A 16,294-nucleotide genomic window follows, 5' to 3' on the forward strand; every position below is an offset into this window, starting at 1 on the left:
TGATAAATGTTTTTTCTATTATATCATAACTTAGCTCCAGGAAGAATGTCTTAATAATTGTGTAGGAGTCGCGCTTTGCCCTACTCTTTTTCTGTCGAAAAAAGTGCTGATTTATGGTAAAATAGGGTCACTACTGTACGAGGAAATGTCATGTCAAACAAGTTTGAAATTTTAATGCATCAGCTGGATATGCCCCTTGAAATGAGAAATTCAGAGGCCTTTTTGAATGCAGAAATTGAGGAAGTTCTGGTCCACAAGGTCAGTCGGGTCTGGGAGTTTCATTTTTCTTTTGCGAATATTCTGCCCATTGAGATTTTTCGGGAATTGCAGAAGCGCTTAGCTCAAGAGTTTTCTAAGACGGGCAATCAAGCTATTTTTGAAATTCACTGTCAGGCTCCCCAGGTGTCGGACGAGCTCTTGCAGGCTTATTACCAGCTAGCCTTTGAGGAAGGTCCTTGTGCCAGCCATGGTTTTAAGAGCCTGTATCAGGATTTGCGGGTCCATTTGGATGGGGACAAGCTGCTGATTGAGGGGGCTTCGACCATTGATACGGAGCATTTTCGCAAGAATCACCTGCCCAATCTCAGTCGCCAGCTAGTCAAGTACGGCTTTCCTCAGTTGACCTGTCAGGTTCAGCACAGCGATGAGCTGACCCAGCAGCAAGCGGAGAATTTCCAGGCGGAGAATGACAAGATTGTCCAGGCAGCCAATGAAGAAGCGCTCAAAGCCATGGAATCCCTGCAGCAGATGGCGCCACCGCCAGAGGAAAAGCCAGCCTATGACTTCCAAGCCCGCAAGGCTGCGGCTAAACCAAAGCTGGACAAGGCAGAGATTACCCCTATGATTGAAGTTCAGACTGAGGAGAATCGTCTGGTCTTCGAGGGAATGGTCTTTGATCTGGAGCAAAAGGTCACTCGGACCGGCCGGGTCTTGCTCAATTTCAAGATGACAGACTATACTTCTAGCTTTTCCTTGCAGAAATGGATGAAAAACGAGGAAGAAGCCAAGAAGTTTGACATGATTAAGAAAGGCGCCTGGCTGCGCGTGCGCGGAAATGTGGAGATGAACAATTTCACCCGCGACCTGACCATGAATGTGCAGGATGTGCAGGCCGTTACCCACTATGAGCGCAAGGATTTGATGCCTGAGGGCCAGAAGCGGGTTGAGTTTCACGCCCATACCAATATGTCTACTATGGACGCCTTGCCTGAGGTGGAGGAAATCGTGGCAACGGCCGCCAAGTGGGGCCACAAAGCTGTCGCCATTACCGACCATGGCAATGTGCAGAGCTTTCCCCATGGCTACAAGGCAGCCAAGAAAGCTGGTATTCAGCTGATTTACGGTATGGAGGCCAATATAGTAGAGGACCGAGTGCCCATCGTCTACAATGAAGTGGACATGGAGCTGAGTGATGCGACCTATGTAGTCTTTGACGTGGAAACGACGGGGCTTTCAGCGGTCTACAATGACTTGATTCAGGTCGCTGCCAGCAAGATGCATAAGGGCAATATCATCGCTGAGTTTGATGAGTTTATCAATCCTGGGCATCCTCTTTCGGCCTTTACGACGGATCTAACCGGGATTACAGATGAGCATGTTCGCAATGCCAAACCACTGGAGCAGGTGCTGAAAGAGTTTCAGGAATTTTGTCAGGACAGTGTCCTCGTTGCCCATAATGCCACCTTTGACGTGGGTTTTATGAATGTCAACTATGAGCGTCATGGCCTGCCGAAAATCACTCAGCCAGTCATTGACACGCTGGAATTTGCCCGCAATCTCTATCCAGAGTACAAGCGTCATGGTCTGGGGCCTTTGACCAAGCGTTTCCAGATTGCTTTGGAGCACCACCACATGGCCAACTATGACGCGGAAGCGACAGGCCGCCTCCTCTTTATCTTTATCAAGGATGTAGCTGAAAAGCATGGTGTGACCAATCTCAAGGATTTGAATACGGATCTGGTCGATGAGAATTCTTACAAGAAGGCTCGGGTCAAGCATGCGACCATTTATGTGAAAAATCAGACGGGATTAAAAAATATTTTCAAGTTAGTCAGTCTGTCTAATACCAAGTATTTTGAAGGTGTCCCGCGGATTCCACGGACCGTGCTGGATGCCCATCGTGAAGGCTTGATTCTGGGTTCAGCATGTTCAGAAGGCGAAGTCTATGATGCTGTTGTCTCTCAGGGAGTGGATGCGGCTGTCGAAGTAGCCAAGTATTATGACTTTATTGAGGTCATGCCGCCGGCTATCTATGAGCCACTGATTGCCAAGGAGCAAATCAAGGATCAGGAAGAACTGCAGACCATTATTCGTAATCTGATTGAGGTCGGAAATCGCTTGGGCAAGCCTGTCCTTGCGACGGGGAACGTCCACTATATCGAGCCGGAAGAAGAAATTTATCGTGAAATTATCGTCCGCAGTCTGGGTCAGGGAGCCATGATTAACCGGACCATCGGTCACGGTGAAAATGCCCAACCGGCTCCGCTTCCTAAGGCTCACTTCCGGACCACCAATGAGATGCTGGACGAATTTGCCTTTCTGGGCGAGGACTTGGCTAAGAAGCTGGTCATCACCAATCCGAATCAGCTGGCCGAGACCTTTGAGCCGGTTGAGGTAGTTAAGGGCGACCTCTATACGCCTTTCATTGAAAAGGCCGAGGAAACAGTTGCCGAGTTGACCTATCAAAAAGCCTTTGAGATTTATGGCAATCCGCTGCCAGATATCGTGGACTTACGGATTGAAAAAGAGCTGACCTCCATCTTGGGGAATGGTTTTGCCGTGATTTATCTGGCTTCGCAGATGCTGGTGCAGCGCTCCAATGAGCGGGGCTATCTGGTAGGTTCACGGGGGTCTGTCGGATCCAGTTTTGTCGCGACCATGATTGGGATTACCGAGGTTAATCCTCTGTCACCCCACTATGTCTGTGGCAAATGCCAATACAGCGAGTTCATCACGGATGGCTCCTATGGTTCAGGCTTTGATATGCCGGATAAGGACTGTCCAGAGTGCGGTCACAAGCTGAGCAAGAACGGTCAGGATATTCCTTTTGAGACCTTCCTTGGATTTGATGGGGACAAGGTACCCGATATTGACTTGAACTTCTCTGGAGAGGACCAGCCAAGCGCCCATTTGGACGTGCGGGATATTTTTGGTTCAGAATACGCCTTTCGGGCTGGGACCGTTGGTACCGTTGCGGCTAAGACCGCCTATGGATTTGTCAAAGGCTATGAGCGCGACTATGGGAAGTTCTATCGGGACGCCGAAGTTGAGCGTCTGGCGCAGGGAGCTGCCGGAGTCAAGCGGACAACTGGACAACACCCGGGCGGAATCGTTGTTATTCCTAACTACATGGATGTTTATGACTTTACACCGGTCCAATATCCAGCTGACGATGTGACCGCCGAGTGGCAGACCACCCACTTCAACTTCCACGATATCGATGAAAATGTCCTCAAGCTAGACGTTCTGGGACACGATGATCCGACCATGATTCGGAAGCTTCAGGACTTATCTGGCATTGATCCTAATGACATTCCTATGGATGATGCTGGCGTCATGGCCCTCTTTTCTGGAACAGACATTCTGGGTGTGACTCAGGAACAAATCGGCACGCCGACTGGTATGCTGGGAATTCCGGAGTTTGGGACCAACTTTGTACGGGGCATGGTTGATGAGACCCATCCGACAACTTTTGCCGAGCTCTTACAGCTATCTGGTCTCTCTCATGGTACGGACGTTTGGCTGGGCAATGCTCAAGACTTGATCAAGCAAGGGATTGCTGACCTGTCCACCGTTATCGGCTGTCGGGATGATATCATGGTTTACCTCATGCACAAGGGCTTGGAGCCTAAGATGGCCTTTACGATTATGGAGCGCGTGCGGAAGGGCCTTTGGCTGAAAATTTCTGAAGAAGAGCGCAATGGCTATATCGCAGCCATGAAGGAAAACAATGTGCCAGAGTGGTACATCGAGTCCTGTGGAAAGATCAAGTACATGTTCCCCAAGGCCCATGCGGCAGCCTACGTTATGATGGCCCTGCGGGTGGCCTATTTCAAGGTGCATCATCCGATTTATTACTACTGTGCTTATTTCTCCATCCGAGCCAAGGCCTTTGATATCAAGACCATGAGTGGTGGTCTTGATGCCGTCAAGCGCGGGATGAACGAAATCGCTGAGAAGCGTAAGAACAACGAAGCCTCCAATGTAGAAATTGACCTTTATACGACTCTAGAAATCGTCAATGAAATGCTGGAGCGGGGCTTCAAATTCGGAAAGCTGGATCTCTACAAGAGCCATGCGACTGAGTTTCTCATCGAAGAGGATACCCTTATCCCACCATTCTCCGCTATGGACGGTCTGGGTGACAACGTTGCCCGCCAAGTAGTCAGAGCGCGCGAAGAAGGCGAATTTCTCTCTAAGACAGAACTCCGCAAACGCGGCGGCCTCTCTAGCACCCTAGTCGAAAAAATGGACGACATGGGTATTCTAGGAAATATGCCCGAGGATAACCAGTTGAGTTTGTTTGATGAGTTTTTCTAAAATAATTCAACAAAGTTTAAAGATGGACGAATTTTGTCCATCTTTTTTGCTATATTTATTTTAGTAAATAGTAGATGGGGGAAGAAATGTTTTTTTATCAAATAGAATTTAGGAAAATGAATAAAAATATTAAAGAAGCAGATGAGGATTTTATCAAGGAGAATCAATGGTTTTATTATTTCAAAAACCAAACATGTCTTTACGTTGTTGGAGTAACAGAACATACCAAAGAGGATTTGTTTGATACGCTAAAAACTTTGGGGTTTAATGATGAAGAACGCACTGATTTTAAAGTTAAATCTATCAGTAAAAGTGAATATTTAAAGGAGGTGGGGAACAAGCATTCAGCTCAAATAGGTCAGCTTTTTCTTTATTCAGATGAAAGAGAGTTTTCAAATTCTGGTGGCTTTGCTATTACTGATTTAGAATGGGATGGCTTAAATATTATAGGTTTGAATGAATTTCAAGAGTATGTTTTAAAACTAAAAAAGTTTTTAAATAATCAAAAAGAAAAGGTGCTTGTTGAAAATCAGTTTTTAATTTTCAAAGGTTCTTTAGGAACTGGTAAAAAATTTGCTATAAAATATTTGATGAAATTGTTAAATGTCAAGTCTAAGACTATTTTGAAAGATGGATTTTCAACTAAATTTGATTCAGAACAGCGTTTAGTGATAATAAAGGACTATTCAACTATGCATCCTAGAAAAAAAGAGGAATTTAAAAATAATATTTTAGAAACAGGGGGAGGAAGAGTATATATTTTTTTGGCAGAGTCAGATAGTATAGCTTATGAAATATCTAGAGAATTTCTTCCACTATTTCATGTTGTTTATGAATTAAATTTTCCTCCCTACTCATATAACGAACTTGTTAATATTATAAAATTTCGCTTAGGGGATTATGGTTTTCATTTAGAAGAGGATCTAATAAAACTGCTTTCAAATCACAATTGTCTTACAAATAGTTACGATAGTTGTTATTTTGCTCAAAAGATTATTGAATATAATTTAATAGAAAGTAATTTGAGTAATGGAAAACAAACTGTTTCCTTGCCGTCGGAGCTGTTTTGTATGAAAGGTTGCAACAATCCATTAGGCACAAATTCTGATACTTTGAAGGAGCTAGACCGTTTGGTTGGTTTATCTACTGTTAAAAGTCTGATTCATAGAATTCTAGATTACTTCTCTATATCGCAAAGAAGATTTGAAATAAATTCTTCGCCCGTTCGGCCTTCTATGCACTTTATGTTTTCTGGAGCATCTGGTACTGGAAAAACAATTGTTGCTAGATTGTTGGCAAAAATTTTTTATGAACATGGAATTATTAAATCAAACGTTTTGATTGAAGTAGGTCGCTCAGATTTAATTGGTGAATATGTTGGCCAAACAGCTCCAAAGGTTAAAAGATTATTTGATAATGCCAAAGGCGGTATTTTATTTATTGATGAGGCCTATAGTCTAATTCCACAAGGAGAGCGTGATTTTGCTAATGAAGCTATTCCTACAATTATTCAAGAAATGGAAAATAATAGAAATGATGTTATTGTGATTTTCGCTGGTTATACAGAAATGATGGAGGAGTTTTTAAACACCAATCCAGGTTTAGCTTCTAGAATTAGTAGAAACATTTATTTTAATAATTATAACAAGTATGAACTGTATGACATTCTGACTCTAATGGCTGATCAACAAGGTTATATAGTGGATAAGAAATGCAAAACTATCCTCCTGACTCATTTTGAAAAATGTCTTTGCTCAGAAAGTTTTGGTAATGCTCGTTATGTCAGAAAACTATTTGAGTTAGTTTTATATATTCAGGCGGAGCGACTGATGAAAGAAGAGATAGTATCAGATCTAACTGATGCAGAGTTGAGCTATTTGTCTTACATAGATTTTGAAAAAGCAATACACGATTTAGAGAAAAAAGAAAATAACTCAAAAATAATAGGATTCAGGGCAGATATATAGAATGTTCATGTTATAATATAGGGAAAGAGGAGGTTTTATGAACGATCAAGAACGTATTTTATCCATTTTGTTACGTTTGCAATCAGGAGCTCATCTATCAAAAAATCAATTAAGTGATGAGTTTGAGGTTAGTGCAAAAACGATTCAGAGAGATTTTTCATTATTAGGTGATTTTTTAATGACTCAGCCCATGATAGCAGCAGAGTTGGCATACGATTCAAAATATCATACAAGATATTTAAAAGGAAAATTACTTTTTAATAAAAAAGATATTTTAATAATTTCTAAGATTTTATTAGAAAATAGAGCTTTAAATAAAGTAGAAAATGAGGATTTATTAAAAAGCTTGTTGGGGCTTGTTTCAAAAGAGGAACAAAAAGAAATAGAAATGATTATCAACAGCGAAAGACTGAACTATGCCCCAATTACAGACGAGCAAAATCGTATTCAAAAGATTTGGGAATGGTCAGAGATGATTCGCAAGGAGAAGGTTCTAGAAATTGTCTACAAGAGTCCATATCAAGATAAAAAAGAACATTTAATTTTTCCAGTTTCTCTGTACTATGATATTCATTATTTTTACATTGTAGCTTACAATATTAAGAATGAGCATTATATGACCTTGCGTTTGGACAGAATCCAGACTTGGAAGTCCACAAAGGAATCTAAACCCAACATCTCTTATGGCAGAAAATTCAGGGATGGAGATATTCGTAATCAGCGAGTAGACGCTTTTTTAGGAAGAAAGATCACAGTTGAATTGGAATTCTGTTATGATCCAACTATTGTTTTAGACCAATTTCCTAATGCACAGTGTTTATCTGCCGACGAAGGATGGACACGGTTTAAATTTGAAAGTCAATATACACCTGGTCTTAAACGTTGGCTACTCAGTCAAGGAGAAGCAGTGAGAATTTTGTCGCCACAGTCTTTAGTTGATGATATTCGGAAAACGATGAAAGAAATTTTAGGCTACTATCAATAAATATTTTTGATATTTGAACTTAAGTGGACATAAAATGTCCACCTAAAGATGTAGAATTTATCCATTAAGAAATAAAGGAGGCAAAAATGATTGAATGGATTGTAGTTGATAGGTTTGGCAATCAAATCGCAGGACCATTTTTTGATAAAATAGCAGCAGAAAACGTTGCAAAAGCAATTCCTAATGCTACTATTATTCCAAAGCATTAATGGACCAAAGATTCTATGCTGATAAGATTTTTAGGAGATAATGATGAATGCCAATGAAAAAGAAATAGGGTTTGAAAGTAAAAAAGTATCAGAAATATTGAAATGGGATAGGCTAACAATACCAAGTTATCAAAGACCTTATAAATGGAACAGAAAGCATATCCGTAATCTTTTTTATGATTTACGAGATGCTATGGAGAAAAAGGAATATCAAGTTGGCTCTGTTATTTTGCATGAGAATGACGGACACATAGATATTGACGGACACATAGATATTGTAGATGGCCAGCAACGATTGGTTTCCATTTCGTTATTTCTTTATGCTTTAAATAGATATGATGAATTTAAAGGAGCAAAAAACTTACTTGAAGCTGACTTTGGAGAACTATCTTGCTATAATGCTTACGAAAATTTTAATGAATGGAAGAATTTAATCCAACTTGTAGGCGAGAAAGAAGCTGAACAGGTGTGTAGTTTTCTACTTGAAAATTGTTCTGTCTCGGTGATTACTATGCCACAGGAACGATTATCAGAGGCTTTTCAATTGTTTGATTCACAAAATAATCGTGGAAAATCTCTAGAACCTCACGATTTACTCAAAGCTTATCATCTTCGTAAGCAAGATTCAGAAGATGAAAAGATTGTTGAAAAGTGGGAACAGTTTGTGGAAGACAAAGATTTAAGCCTCAAAGAGTTATTTGATAAACATCTTTTTCGTATGAGACGTTGGTCTCGGGGAGAGACAGGACTAACAAATAAGCGTTATGGTTCTTATCTGCGTTTTACAGAGGATTTTATCGATGATTTTAAAGGCGTTGATTTAAATCAGAACTTTCCATACCTAGAATTGTATCGTCATGTTGAAGAGTTCCCTATGTCAATTACCATGCCTATCATTGATGGAAGTGAATTTTTTAAGTATATTGAATCTGCTCATGAAACTATTAAAAATCATAAAGATTTTTTAAATGAACAGTTAGGAATTTCTAATGAGTCAGAGGAGGAAGAAAAAAATTTAACTTACCCAGAAGGTATGTTGAAAATTTACAATAGCTCAAAGGGACGCTATCTCAAGTGCCAAAATATGTTCCTAAATATTTGTTCGCTTTTCGCAGAGAGATTTGGAAAAGAAGAGCTATCAAAGGAAATAGTAGAGACCTTATTTATTTGGTCTTATTACCCCCGTGTGAAATCTCGAGCGATATATGATGCAACAGTTGGAAACTATGCTGCTGGTGGAAGATTCAGACAAAAAGATGTTCAAAAACTATTCCAACTTTTAGCCCATGCTGTAACTCCGAATGACTTCATGGTCAAGATAGATCGAGAATTATTTGAAAATTATACAGTGGAGCAGATTATAGAGGAGGAAAAAGAGAAATGGTAGAAACACATATAAGCTTATCAGTTAATCGTTTGTTAAATGAAGATAGCTATGCTATTCCTCTTTACCAGAGAAATTTTGCCTGGACTTATGATGAAATAGAGCAATTATTGAACGATGTAGCAGATGCTTTTCAAGAACAAAGAGAAAATTACTATATTGGAACATTAGTCGTTAATGAAGAGAATGGTATTTTCAAAATCATAGATGGGCAGCAGCGGACAACAGCCCTTAATTTGATTGCCTTGGCTTTGAAACATGAGTTTGGTTTTGATAGATTGAAAGCTGTCAATCTTACTTTCCCAGCTAGGAAGAAGTCAAATGAGAACATTCAAAAGCTATTTACCAAGCAAAAAATCTCTGAGAATGATGAAAATGAACTAACTAGAGGTTACCGACATGCTCATGACGCACTGAAAAAAGTGCTAGAGGAGCGCCAATTTAAATCTCAATCGTTCTTTAATTATCTTTTTGATAAAGTCATTATTTTTCGTAGTATTCTTCCTAATGATTTAGATTTAAATCTCTATTTCGAACGTTTCAACTCTCGAGGAGAACAACTAGAGGCACATGAAATTCTTAAAGCGCAAATGATGGCTAAGTTTGGTGAAGATCAAGAAATGGCGCAAAAATTTGCAAGAATTTGGGATGCCTGCGCAGAGTTTGATAAGCCGGTATTAAAAGCTTTTCAAATTCGAAGTAGACCAAATAATCCTGATGAAGAGGGGGAGAAAATTTTTGGGAGAGAATATGCTAATTTCAAATTGCAAGAAGTATTTGATAAGATAGGAGTTGATAAGGTAGAGACAAAAAGTTTACTAGAGGCTATTTCTGAGGACAAATCTGAGAGGGGGAGAGCAGTAAGTAAAGAGTCAGATATTTCAAACTATACAACTGTAATTGATTTTCCAACGTTTTTGTTTCAAGTGTTTTTCATCATGGAAGGAAGTAATGAAACTACATTTGATGATAAAAAATTATTGAAAATTTTTGAAATTGAACGACGAGATAGAGAATGGGTCCAACAATTTGGACAACTACTTCTGACTATGAAGCATATATTTGATACGCTTATCGTAAAAAATGCCCAATTAGAAAATGAAACCGAATGGCAAATCAAATGTGGTCAGTATGAGACATATCAACGAAATGAAAATGGTGGATGGAAATATGTTCGAATTAATTTTCAAAAAAATACTTTTGACAATTTAAACAAAAACATTATCCTCCTCCAATCCATGTTTGCTGTCACCTTCACCGCTAATCGTGATAGTCGTTGGTTATATGAGATTTTGCAATTCCTCTTTAACCATATTGAAGAGTTAAATGATCAAGAATTTGGTGCTCAGTTTAAAGATTTTCTTGAAAAAATGGCAGTGAGATATGCTGAAGAAAGATTGTTTACTGAGGATGGAAGTATAAAGAAATACGGGGATATTCCTGTTTATGCGTTTAACTTTGTGGATTATGTTTTATGGAAAAATCGTTCTGATTTAAAAGAAAAATATTCGAGTGTTGAATTTGAAGATTTCAAATTTACATATCGCCGTTCCATAGAGCATTGGTTCCCTCAGAATCCAAATGGACATGATGGAGAAAGCCAATTATCTGCTGAATTTTTGCATTCCTTTGGCAATCTTTGTATCATTACAGATAGTCAGAATTCTAAGTTTGGTAATTCGTATCCAGAGTCTAAACTAACACAATGGAAGAGAGAAGATATCTTCAAGCGTCAGAGCTTAAAACTACAAATAATGGCTGCCCTAACGGAAAAGACTGAATGGGAATCAGATCAGGTTCTAGGGTTGGAAAACGAGATTTTACCTATGATCAACGAATTTATAGGAAGTAAAAAGTAAGTTGTCAGATCTAGCATAATTTAAGAAGCCAATGTATAGCTGATAGATTTACATTAGCTTTCTTTTTTGTTAAAATAATCTATAGAAAGAAGGTGAGAGTATGTCAAAGACTAGTATGAGTATACGCTTGGACAGTGAGGTCAAGGAGCAGGCTCAACAGGTTTTCAACAGCTTGGGAATGGATATGACAACGGCTATCAATATTTTTCTTCGTCAGGCTATTCAGTACCAAGGGCTGCCCTTTGATGTTAGACTGGATGAGAGTCGGAAGCTAGTGGAAGTATTGGCAGATTTAGATCAAAATCGGAATATGAGTCAGTCTTTTGGGAGTGTCTCAGACTTGATGGAGGATTTGCGTGCTTAAGATTCGTTATCATAAACAGTTTAAAAAAGATTTTAAGTTGGCTATGAAGCGTGGACTTAAGGCAGAATTGTTAGAAGAAGTCTTGGAGTTTTTGATTCAAGAAAAAGAACTTCCTGCTAAATATCGAGATCATCAACTGACAGCATCCAAGCACTTTAAAGGAGTGCGTGAATGCCATATACAGCCAGATTGGATCCTGGTTTATAAAGTGGATAAGGAAGAATTGATTTTAAACTTACTTAGGACAGGCAGTCATAGTGATTTATTTTAATCTATTAAAAGATAATTGAGGATTCTGAAGACGCCAGTACAAGTAGGAGTTTATACCTTAGAATTATGATTTAGAAAGGACTCTCTCATGAAACTTAGAATAAATGCCGAAGATAAGCCTGCGCAAAAGGTGTTTGATTACCAGCTGGATCTTGACCCAGATACGATTTTGAAAATGACCGCTTTGATTTGCGGTACGGTGGCAGCGGTTAGCCTGCTGTCCCTGTTTAAAGAGAAATAACAAAAGAAAAGGAGAAGCAGCATGGTTCTGCCAAATTTTAAAGAAAACTTAGAAAAATACGCTAAACTATTGGTTGCCAATGGTATTAATGTGCAGCCGGGTCACACGGTGGCGCTCAATATTGATGTGGAGCAGCGTGAGCTGGCTCACTTGATTGTCAAGGAGGCCTATGCTCTGGGTGCTCACGAGGTCATCGTCCAGTGGGCGGATGATTTGACTACGCGGGAGAAATTCCTCCATGCGCCGATGGAGCGCTTGGACAATGTTCCAGACTATAAGGTGGCTGAGATGAACTATCTCCTCGAAAAGAAAGCCAGCCGCTTGGGCGTTCGTTCATCTGATCCGGGGGCTTTGAATGGCGTGGATGCTGAGAAATTATCAGCTTCTGCTAAGGCTATGGGCATAGCCATGAAGCCGATGCGGATCGCAACCCAATCCAATAAAGTCAGCTGGACAGTCGCTGCAGCAGCCGGTACAGAGTGGGCTAAGAAGGTCTTTCCAAACGCAGCCAGTGATGAGGAAGCGGTAGACTTGCTTTGGGATCAGATTTTCAAAACCTGCCGTGTCTATGAGGATGATCCAGTAGCCGCTTGGAAGGCCCATGAAGAAAAACTCAGTTCAAAAGCTAAGGTTTTAAATGAGGAGCAATTCACTGCTCTGCACTATACAGCGCCGGGAACTGACTTGACATTGGGCTTACCCAAGAACCACCACTGGGAGTCAGCTGGTAGTCTAAATGCTCAGGGCGAGTATTTCATTGCCAACATGCCGACTGAGGAGGTCTTTACAGCACCGGACTTCCGACGGGCTGATGGCTATGTGACCAGCACTAAGCCCCTCAGCTACAATGGCAACATCATTGAGGGCATCAAGGTGACCTTTAAGGATGGCCAGATTGTGGACATTACTGCTGAAAAGGGCGACCAGGTTATGAAGGATCTTGTCTTTGAAAATGCTGGTGCGCGTGCTTTAGGTGAATGTGCCTTGGTACCAGATCCAAGTCCGATTTCTCAGTCAGGTATCACCTTCTTCAATACACTTTTTGATGAAAATGCTTCTAATCACTTGGCTATCGGTGCAGCTTATGCGACCAGTGTAGTTGGCGGAGAGAATTTCTCTGAAAAAGAGCTAGAAGCAGCAGGCCTCAACCGCTCGGATGTCCATGTGGACTTTATGATTGGGTCTAACCAGATGAATGTCGATGGTATTCGTGAAGATGGTAGCCGAGTAGCCATCTTCCGCAATGGGGACTGGGCAATCTAAGATTTTGAGCTGCCCTAAATGGCTCATTCCATAATGACAGCTTCCACTTGCTTCTTGAGAAGCCTTGCTAGAAATATAGAAAGAAGGGGAATATATGATTGGTAGTATGTTTGTCGGTTTTATCATCGGCCTTATCGCCGGGGCTATTACCAGCCGTGGGGAGCGCATGGGCTGTATCGGAAAGATCCTCTTGGGTTGGTTTGGTTCCTTGATAGGTCAATTTCTCTTTGGCCATTGGGGGCCAATGCTTGCTGATACAGCTATTGTTCCATCAGTGCTAGGAGCAGTTATCCTCTTGGCTATTTTCTGGAGACGGGATAGTTAGAATAGAAAAAATACCTAGATAGTTTCTATCTAGGTATTTTTGATAATGATATATAAGTTATTTACTCAATCACCAACATGCCGTCTTTAACTGCAAATGGGTCTTTTTCATTGATGCGGTCGTAAAACATGATGCCGTTAATATGGTCGATTTCATGCTGAACGACAATGGCATTATAACCCTTGAGTTTGATACGATGCTTTTGACCGTCCTTGTCAAAGTAATCCACGGTGACTCGCGCATGCCGAACCACGTAGCCAGGTACTTCTCGATCGACTGACAGGCAGCCTTCACCATCAGCTAAAGCTGCATCCTGAACGGAATGGGCTACAATTTTAGGATTGTACATCAGCGTTTGCAGGCTATAAGCTTCCTTAGGCGGACTGCCCTCTTCGTCCTCAGGGTTGGGAACTAAAACAGCGATGAGCCGTTTGGAAATATCCAGCTGGGGAGCAGCTAGACCAACACCGCCGCGAAGCCCCATTTTTTCTGCCATGATTGGATCCTGGGAATGCTTGAGAAATTGCATCATCTTCTCGCCCAGAATGATTTCCTGGTCTGATAGAGGGAAGCTGACTTCCTCAGCGATAGCGCGCAGGGTCGGATTGCCCTCGCGGATAATGTCCTTCATATCAATTAAATGGGCTGGTTTGGTTAATCGTTCAATAACAGATGTTTTTTCACTCACAGACATGATTCTCTCCTTTTTCTACCCTTCATCATAACATAAAACCTGCAAGAAATAAAGGCGGGAGCGGTTTTGACTGGCTGGCGGTGCCTGATTTTGAATGGAGCGACAGCGACCCATAATATTCCTGACAAAGAAATTGCGTCTTGACCCAAAAAACTGTATGATAGAGGTAGTGTGAATTTTAAAGGAAAATAGAATGAAAAAATTGATGGAAAAGGTGAGCATCCTCTCACTTTCTTTGATTCTGACGACGGCTTTCTCGATTTCCAGTGCCCAGTCGGCCATGTTTGCTTTTTATAAAGGGATTCCAGAAAGTTGGGTAGAACTTCTGGTTTCTTTGCCTTCGGCTGGGATTATGCTCATGTTGCTGTTTAATAGGGTCATTGAAAAATACCTGACAGAGCGTCAGATGATAGTGAGCGGCCTTCTGATCTTTTCGCTCTGCGGCCTTCTTCCTCTTCTTAATCAGTCTTACTGGCTTATGTTTGCCTCTCGGCTTGTCTTTGGGATGGGAATCGGTCTGCTCAATGCCAAGGCGATTTCGATTGTGAGCGAGCGCTATAAGGGACAGGAACGCGTCCGGCTTTTAGGACTGAGGGGATCAGCAGAAGTAGTCGGGACAGCCCTCTTGACTTTTGGAGTCAGTCGGCTTCTTCCTCTCGGCTGGCAGGCTGCCTTTCTCGTCTATACCTTCGGACTAGTGGTTTTAGCGCTTTATCTGCTTTTTGTCCCTTATGACAAGATCTCTGAAAAGCAGCACGAGCAGTCTGAATTGACTCCCAAGCTAAGCCGGCAGGATTGGCAGCTGAGTCTAGCTTTTGCCTTTGTGGCGGGGGTCATTGTGCTGACTTATATTGCCATCAATCTACGCGTGCCGGGGATTGTAGAGAAGTCCGGCATGGGGACGGCCCAGACTGCAGGTGTGATTCTTTCCTTGATGCAGTTGATTGGGATTGCAGCGGGTATCAGCTTTGCTAGTTTGACCCGTCTTTTTAGAGATAAACTGCTGATGCTTTCTGGTCTGGTTTTTGGCCTGACTCAGATTATTATTGGCTTCTCACCAAATCTCTTGTCACTCAGCTTTGCTACTATTAGCGCCGGCTTTGTCTATAGTGTCGGTCTGACGACCATTTTTTACACCCTATCCGAGCGCATTTCCGCCCACCTACTCAATCAAGCCACTTCTATCGTGATTTTAGGCTGCAGTATCGGAGCAACGGCCACTACTTTTGTCCTCAGCTTCATTGGGAGATTCTCTAACGCCCCAGTCTTTATCTTCAGCATTTTGGGACTGGCTATGATTCTGACCTCGCTCTTTGTTCTAAGATTTAACAAAGAAAAGAACGGAATGGCTTCAAAAAGCTAGGAGGTTATACGATGCGTCTGGATAAATTTTTAGCAGAAAATGGTCTGGGCTCACGCGCTCAGGTCAAGCAGCTCCTAAAGAAAGGCCTGGTTTTGGTCAATGGCAGAGTAGAGAAATCACCTAAGACCCAGATTGATGAGACAGCAGATGAGATTATTGTTTCTGGCCAAAGGCTGACCTATGAAAAATTCGTCTACTACCTTCTCAACAAGCCGCAGGGAGTCATTTCGGCGACAGAGGATGACCGTCATAAGACGGTTCTGGACTTGCTGGACGAGACTGCCCGTCAGAAAGAAGTCTTTCCTGTCGGCCGTTTGGATATTGATACCCACGGCCTGCTCCTTCTGACCAATAATGGCAAGCTGGCCCATGCCATGCTGTCACCTAAAAAGCACGTCGAAAAAATCTACCGAGCTCAAGTGGCTGGCCTGATGAAGCAAGCAGATGTAGATCGCTTTGCTGCAGGAATAGAACTGAAAGACTTCACCTGTCAGCCAGCTCAGCTCAAGGTTTTAGAGCTGGATGAGGCAAAAGAGACTTCTCTCGTAGAAATTACCCTAGCTGAAGGCAAGTTCCATCAGGTCAAGCGCATGGTGGCTGCCTGCGGAAAAGAAGTCACGGATCTTCAGCGCCTCACGATGGGGCCCCTACAGTTGGATCCTGCAGTGGCTCTTGGAGAATGGCGGAGATTGACCGAGGAAGAAATGCTTTCTTTAGAAATCTTTGGGGTAGAATTGTAAATGAAAAAGCCTAAATTCCTCATAAAAAAGGGTTGAAACAGAATCATTTGACAAAGGTAGTCCTTCTTGGTAGAATAAGTATGTCGTAAAG

At 41.6% G+C, this 16,294-nt stretch carries 14 protein-coding genes; 13 read left to right on the forward strand and 1 reads right to left on the reverse strand.

Annotated elements, in window-relative coordinates; genetic code table 11:
- Window positions 1-150: 150 nt before the first annotated feature.
- From FOC72_RS00415 to FOC72_RS00460, 11 genes are all read left to right on the forward strand, one after another.
- Window positions 151-4,539 carry a PolC-type DNA polymerase III gene (locus tag FOC72_RS00415; RefSeq protein WP_002893828.1) on the forward strand — a complete coding sequence of 1,463 codons (4,389 nt, stop codon included), beginning with the start codon at window positions 151-153 and terminating at the stop codon, window positions 4,537-4,539.
- 86 nt (window positions 4,540-4,625) lie between these two features.
- Window positions 4,626-6,506 (forward strand): AAA family ATPase, encoded by a 1,881-nt coding sequence (locus FOC72_RS00420; RefSeq protein WP_238525721.1) that lies wholly within the window; start codon window positions 4,626-4,628, stop codon window positions 6,504-6,506.
- Between the two features lie 37 nt (window positions 6,507-6,543).
- Entirely contained in the window at window positions 6,544-7,491 is a 948-nt protein-coding gene (locus FOC72_RS00425; protein ID WP_002893826.1) for a helix-turn-helix transcriptional regulator, read from the forward strand.
- An 86-nt stretch (window positions 7,492-7,577) separates the two neighbouring features.
- The gene (locus FOC72_RS11625; RefSeq protein ID WP_002893824.1) at window positions 7,578-7,700 is read left to right on the forward strand and encodes a hypothetical protein; all 123 of its coding nucleotides are present in this window, start codon (window positions 7,578-7,580) and stop codon (window positions 7,698-7,700) included.
- 40 nt (window positions 7,701-7,740) lie between these two features.
- On the forward strand, window positions 7,741-9,087 hold the full coding sequence (locus tag FOC72_RS00430) for a DUF262 domain-containing protein (protein ID WP_002893821.1): 1,347 nt from the start codon (window positions 7,741-7,743) through the stop codon (window positions 9,085-9,087).
- Window positions 9,081-10,943: a DUF262 domain-containing protein gene (locus FOC72_RS00435; protein WP_002893818.1), complete on the forward strand. Its 1,863-nt coding sequence runs from the start codon at window positions 9,081-9,083 to the stop codon at window positions 10,941-10,943. Before FOC72_RS00430 ends, FOC72_RS00435 begins: the two co-directional genes overlap by 7 nt.
- 100 nt (window positions 10,944-11,043) lie before the next feature.
- Window positions 11,044-11,307 carry a type II toxin-antitoxin system RelB/DinJ family antitoxin gene (locus FOC72_RS00440; RefSeq protein WP_002893815.1) on the forward strand — a complete coding sequence of 88 codons (264 nt, stop codon included), beginning with the start codon at window positions 11,044-11,046 and terminating at the stop codon, window positions 11,305-11,307.
- Entirely contained in the window at window positions 11,300-11,578 is a 279-nt protein-coding gene (locus FOC72_RS00445) for a type II toxin-antitoxin system YafQ family toxin (protein WP_002893813.1), read from the forward strand. The genes FOC72_RS00440 and FOC72_RS00445 overlap by 8 nt, the downstream gene beginning before the upstream one ends.
- A gap of 87 nt (window positions 11,579-11,665) precedes the next feature.
- The gene (locus tag FOC72_RS00450; protein ID WP_002893811.1) at window positions 11,666-11,818 is read left to right on the forward strand and encodes a hypothetical protein; all 153 of its coding nucleotides are present in this window, start codon (window positions 11,666-11,668) and stop codon (window positions 11,816-11,818) included.
- A 21-nt stretch (window positions 11,819-11,839) separates the two neighbouring features.
- Entirely contained in the window at window positions 11,840-13,081 is a 1,242-nt protein-coding gene (locus FOC72_RS00455) for an aminopeptidase (RefSeq protein ID WP_002893809.1), read from the forward strand.
- Window positions 13,082-13,175: 94 nt separating this feature from the next.
- The gene (locus FOC72_RS00460) at window positions 13,176-13,406 is read left to right on the forward strand and encodes a GlsB/YeaQ/YmgE family stress response membrane protein (protein ID WP_002893807.1); all 231 of its coding nucleotides are present in this window, start codon (window positions 13,176-13,178) and stop codon (window positions 13,404-13,406) included.
- Between the two features lie 61 nt (window positions 13,407-13,467).
- Here the strand turns inward: FOC72_RS00460 and def are convergent, their stop codons facing one another.
- Complete coding sequence (gene def, locus FOC72_RS00465; protein ID WP_002893806.1) at window positions 13,468-14,100, reverse strand: peptide deformylase; 633 nt, start codon at window positions 14,098-14,100, stop codon at window positions 13,468-13,470.
- Between the two features lie 193 nt (window positions 14,101-14,293).
- Here def and FOC72_RS00470 point away from each other — a divergent pair, with 193 nt between their 5' ends.
- Together FOC72_RS00470 and FOC72_RS00475 are read left to right on the forward strand one after the other, a co-directional pair.
- A complete protein-coding gene (locus tag FOC72_RS00470; RefSeq protein ID WP_002893804.1) occupies window positions 14,294-15,463 on the forward strand; it encodes an MFS transporter in 1,170 nt (389 codons plus the stop codon).
- Window positions 15,464-15,474: 11 nt separating this feature from the next.
- Window positions 15,475-16,203, forward strand: coding sequence for a pseudouridine synthase (locus tag FOC72_RS00475; protein WP_002893802.1), 729 nt, complete (start codon window positions 15,475-15,477; stop codon window positions 16,201-16,203).
- The last annotated feature ends 91 nt before the right edge of the window (window positions 16,204-16,294 follow it).

Origin of the sequence: Streptococcus sanguinis (genome assembly GCF_013343115.1) — a bacterium.
Classification (GTDB): domain Bacteria; phylum Bacillota; class Bacilli; order Lactobacillales; family Streptococcaceae; genus Streptococcus; species Streptococcus sanguinis_H.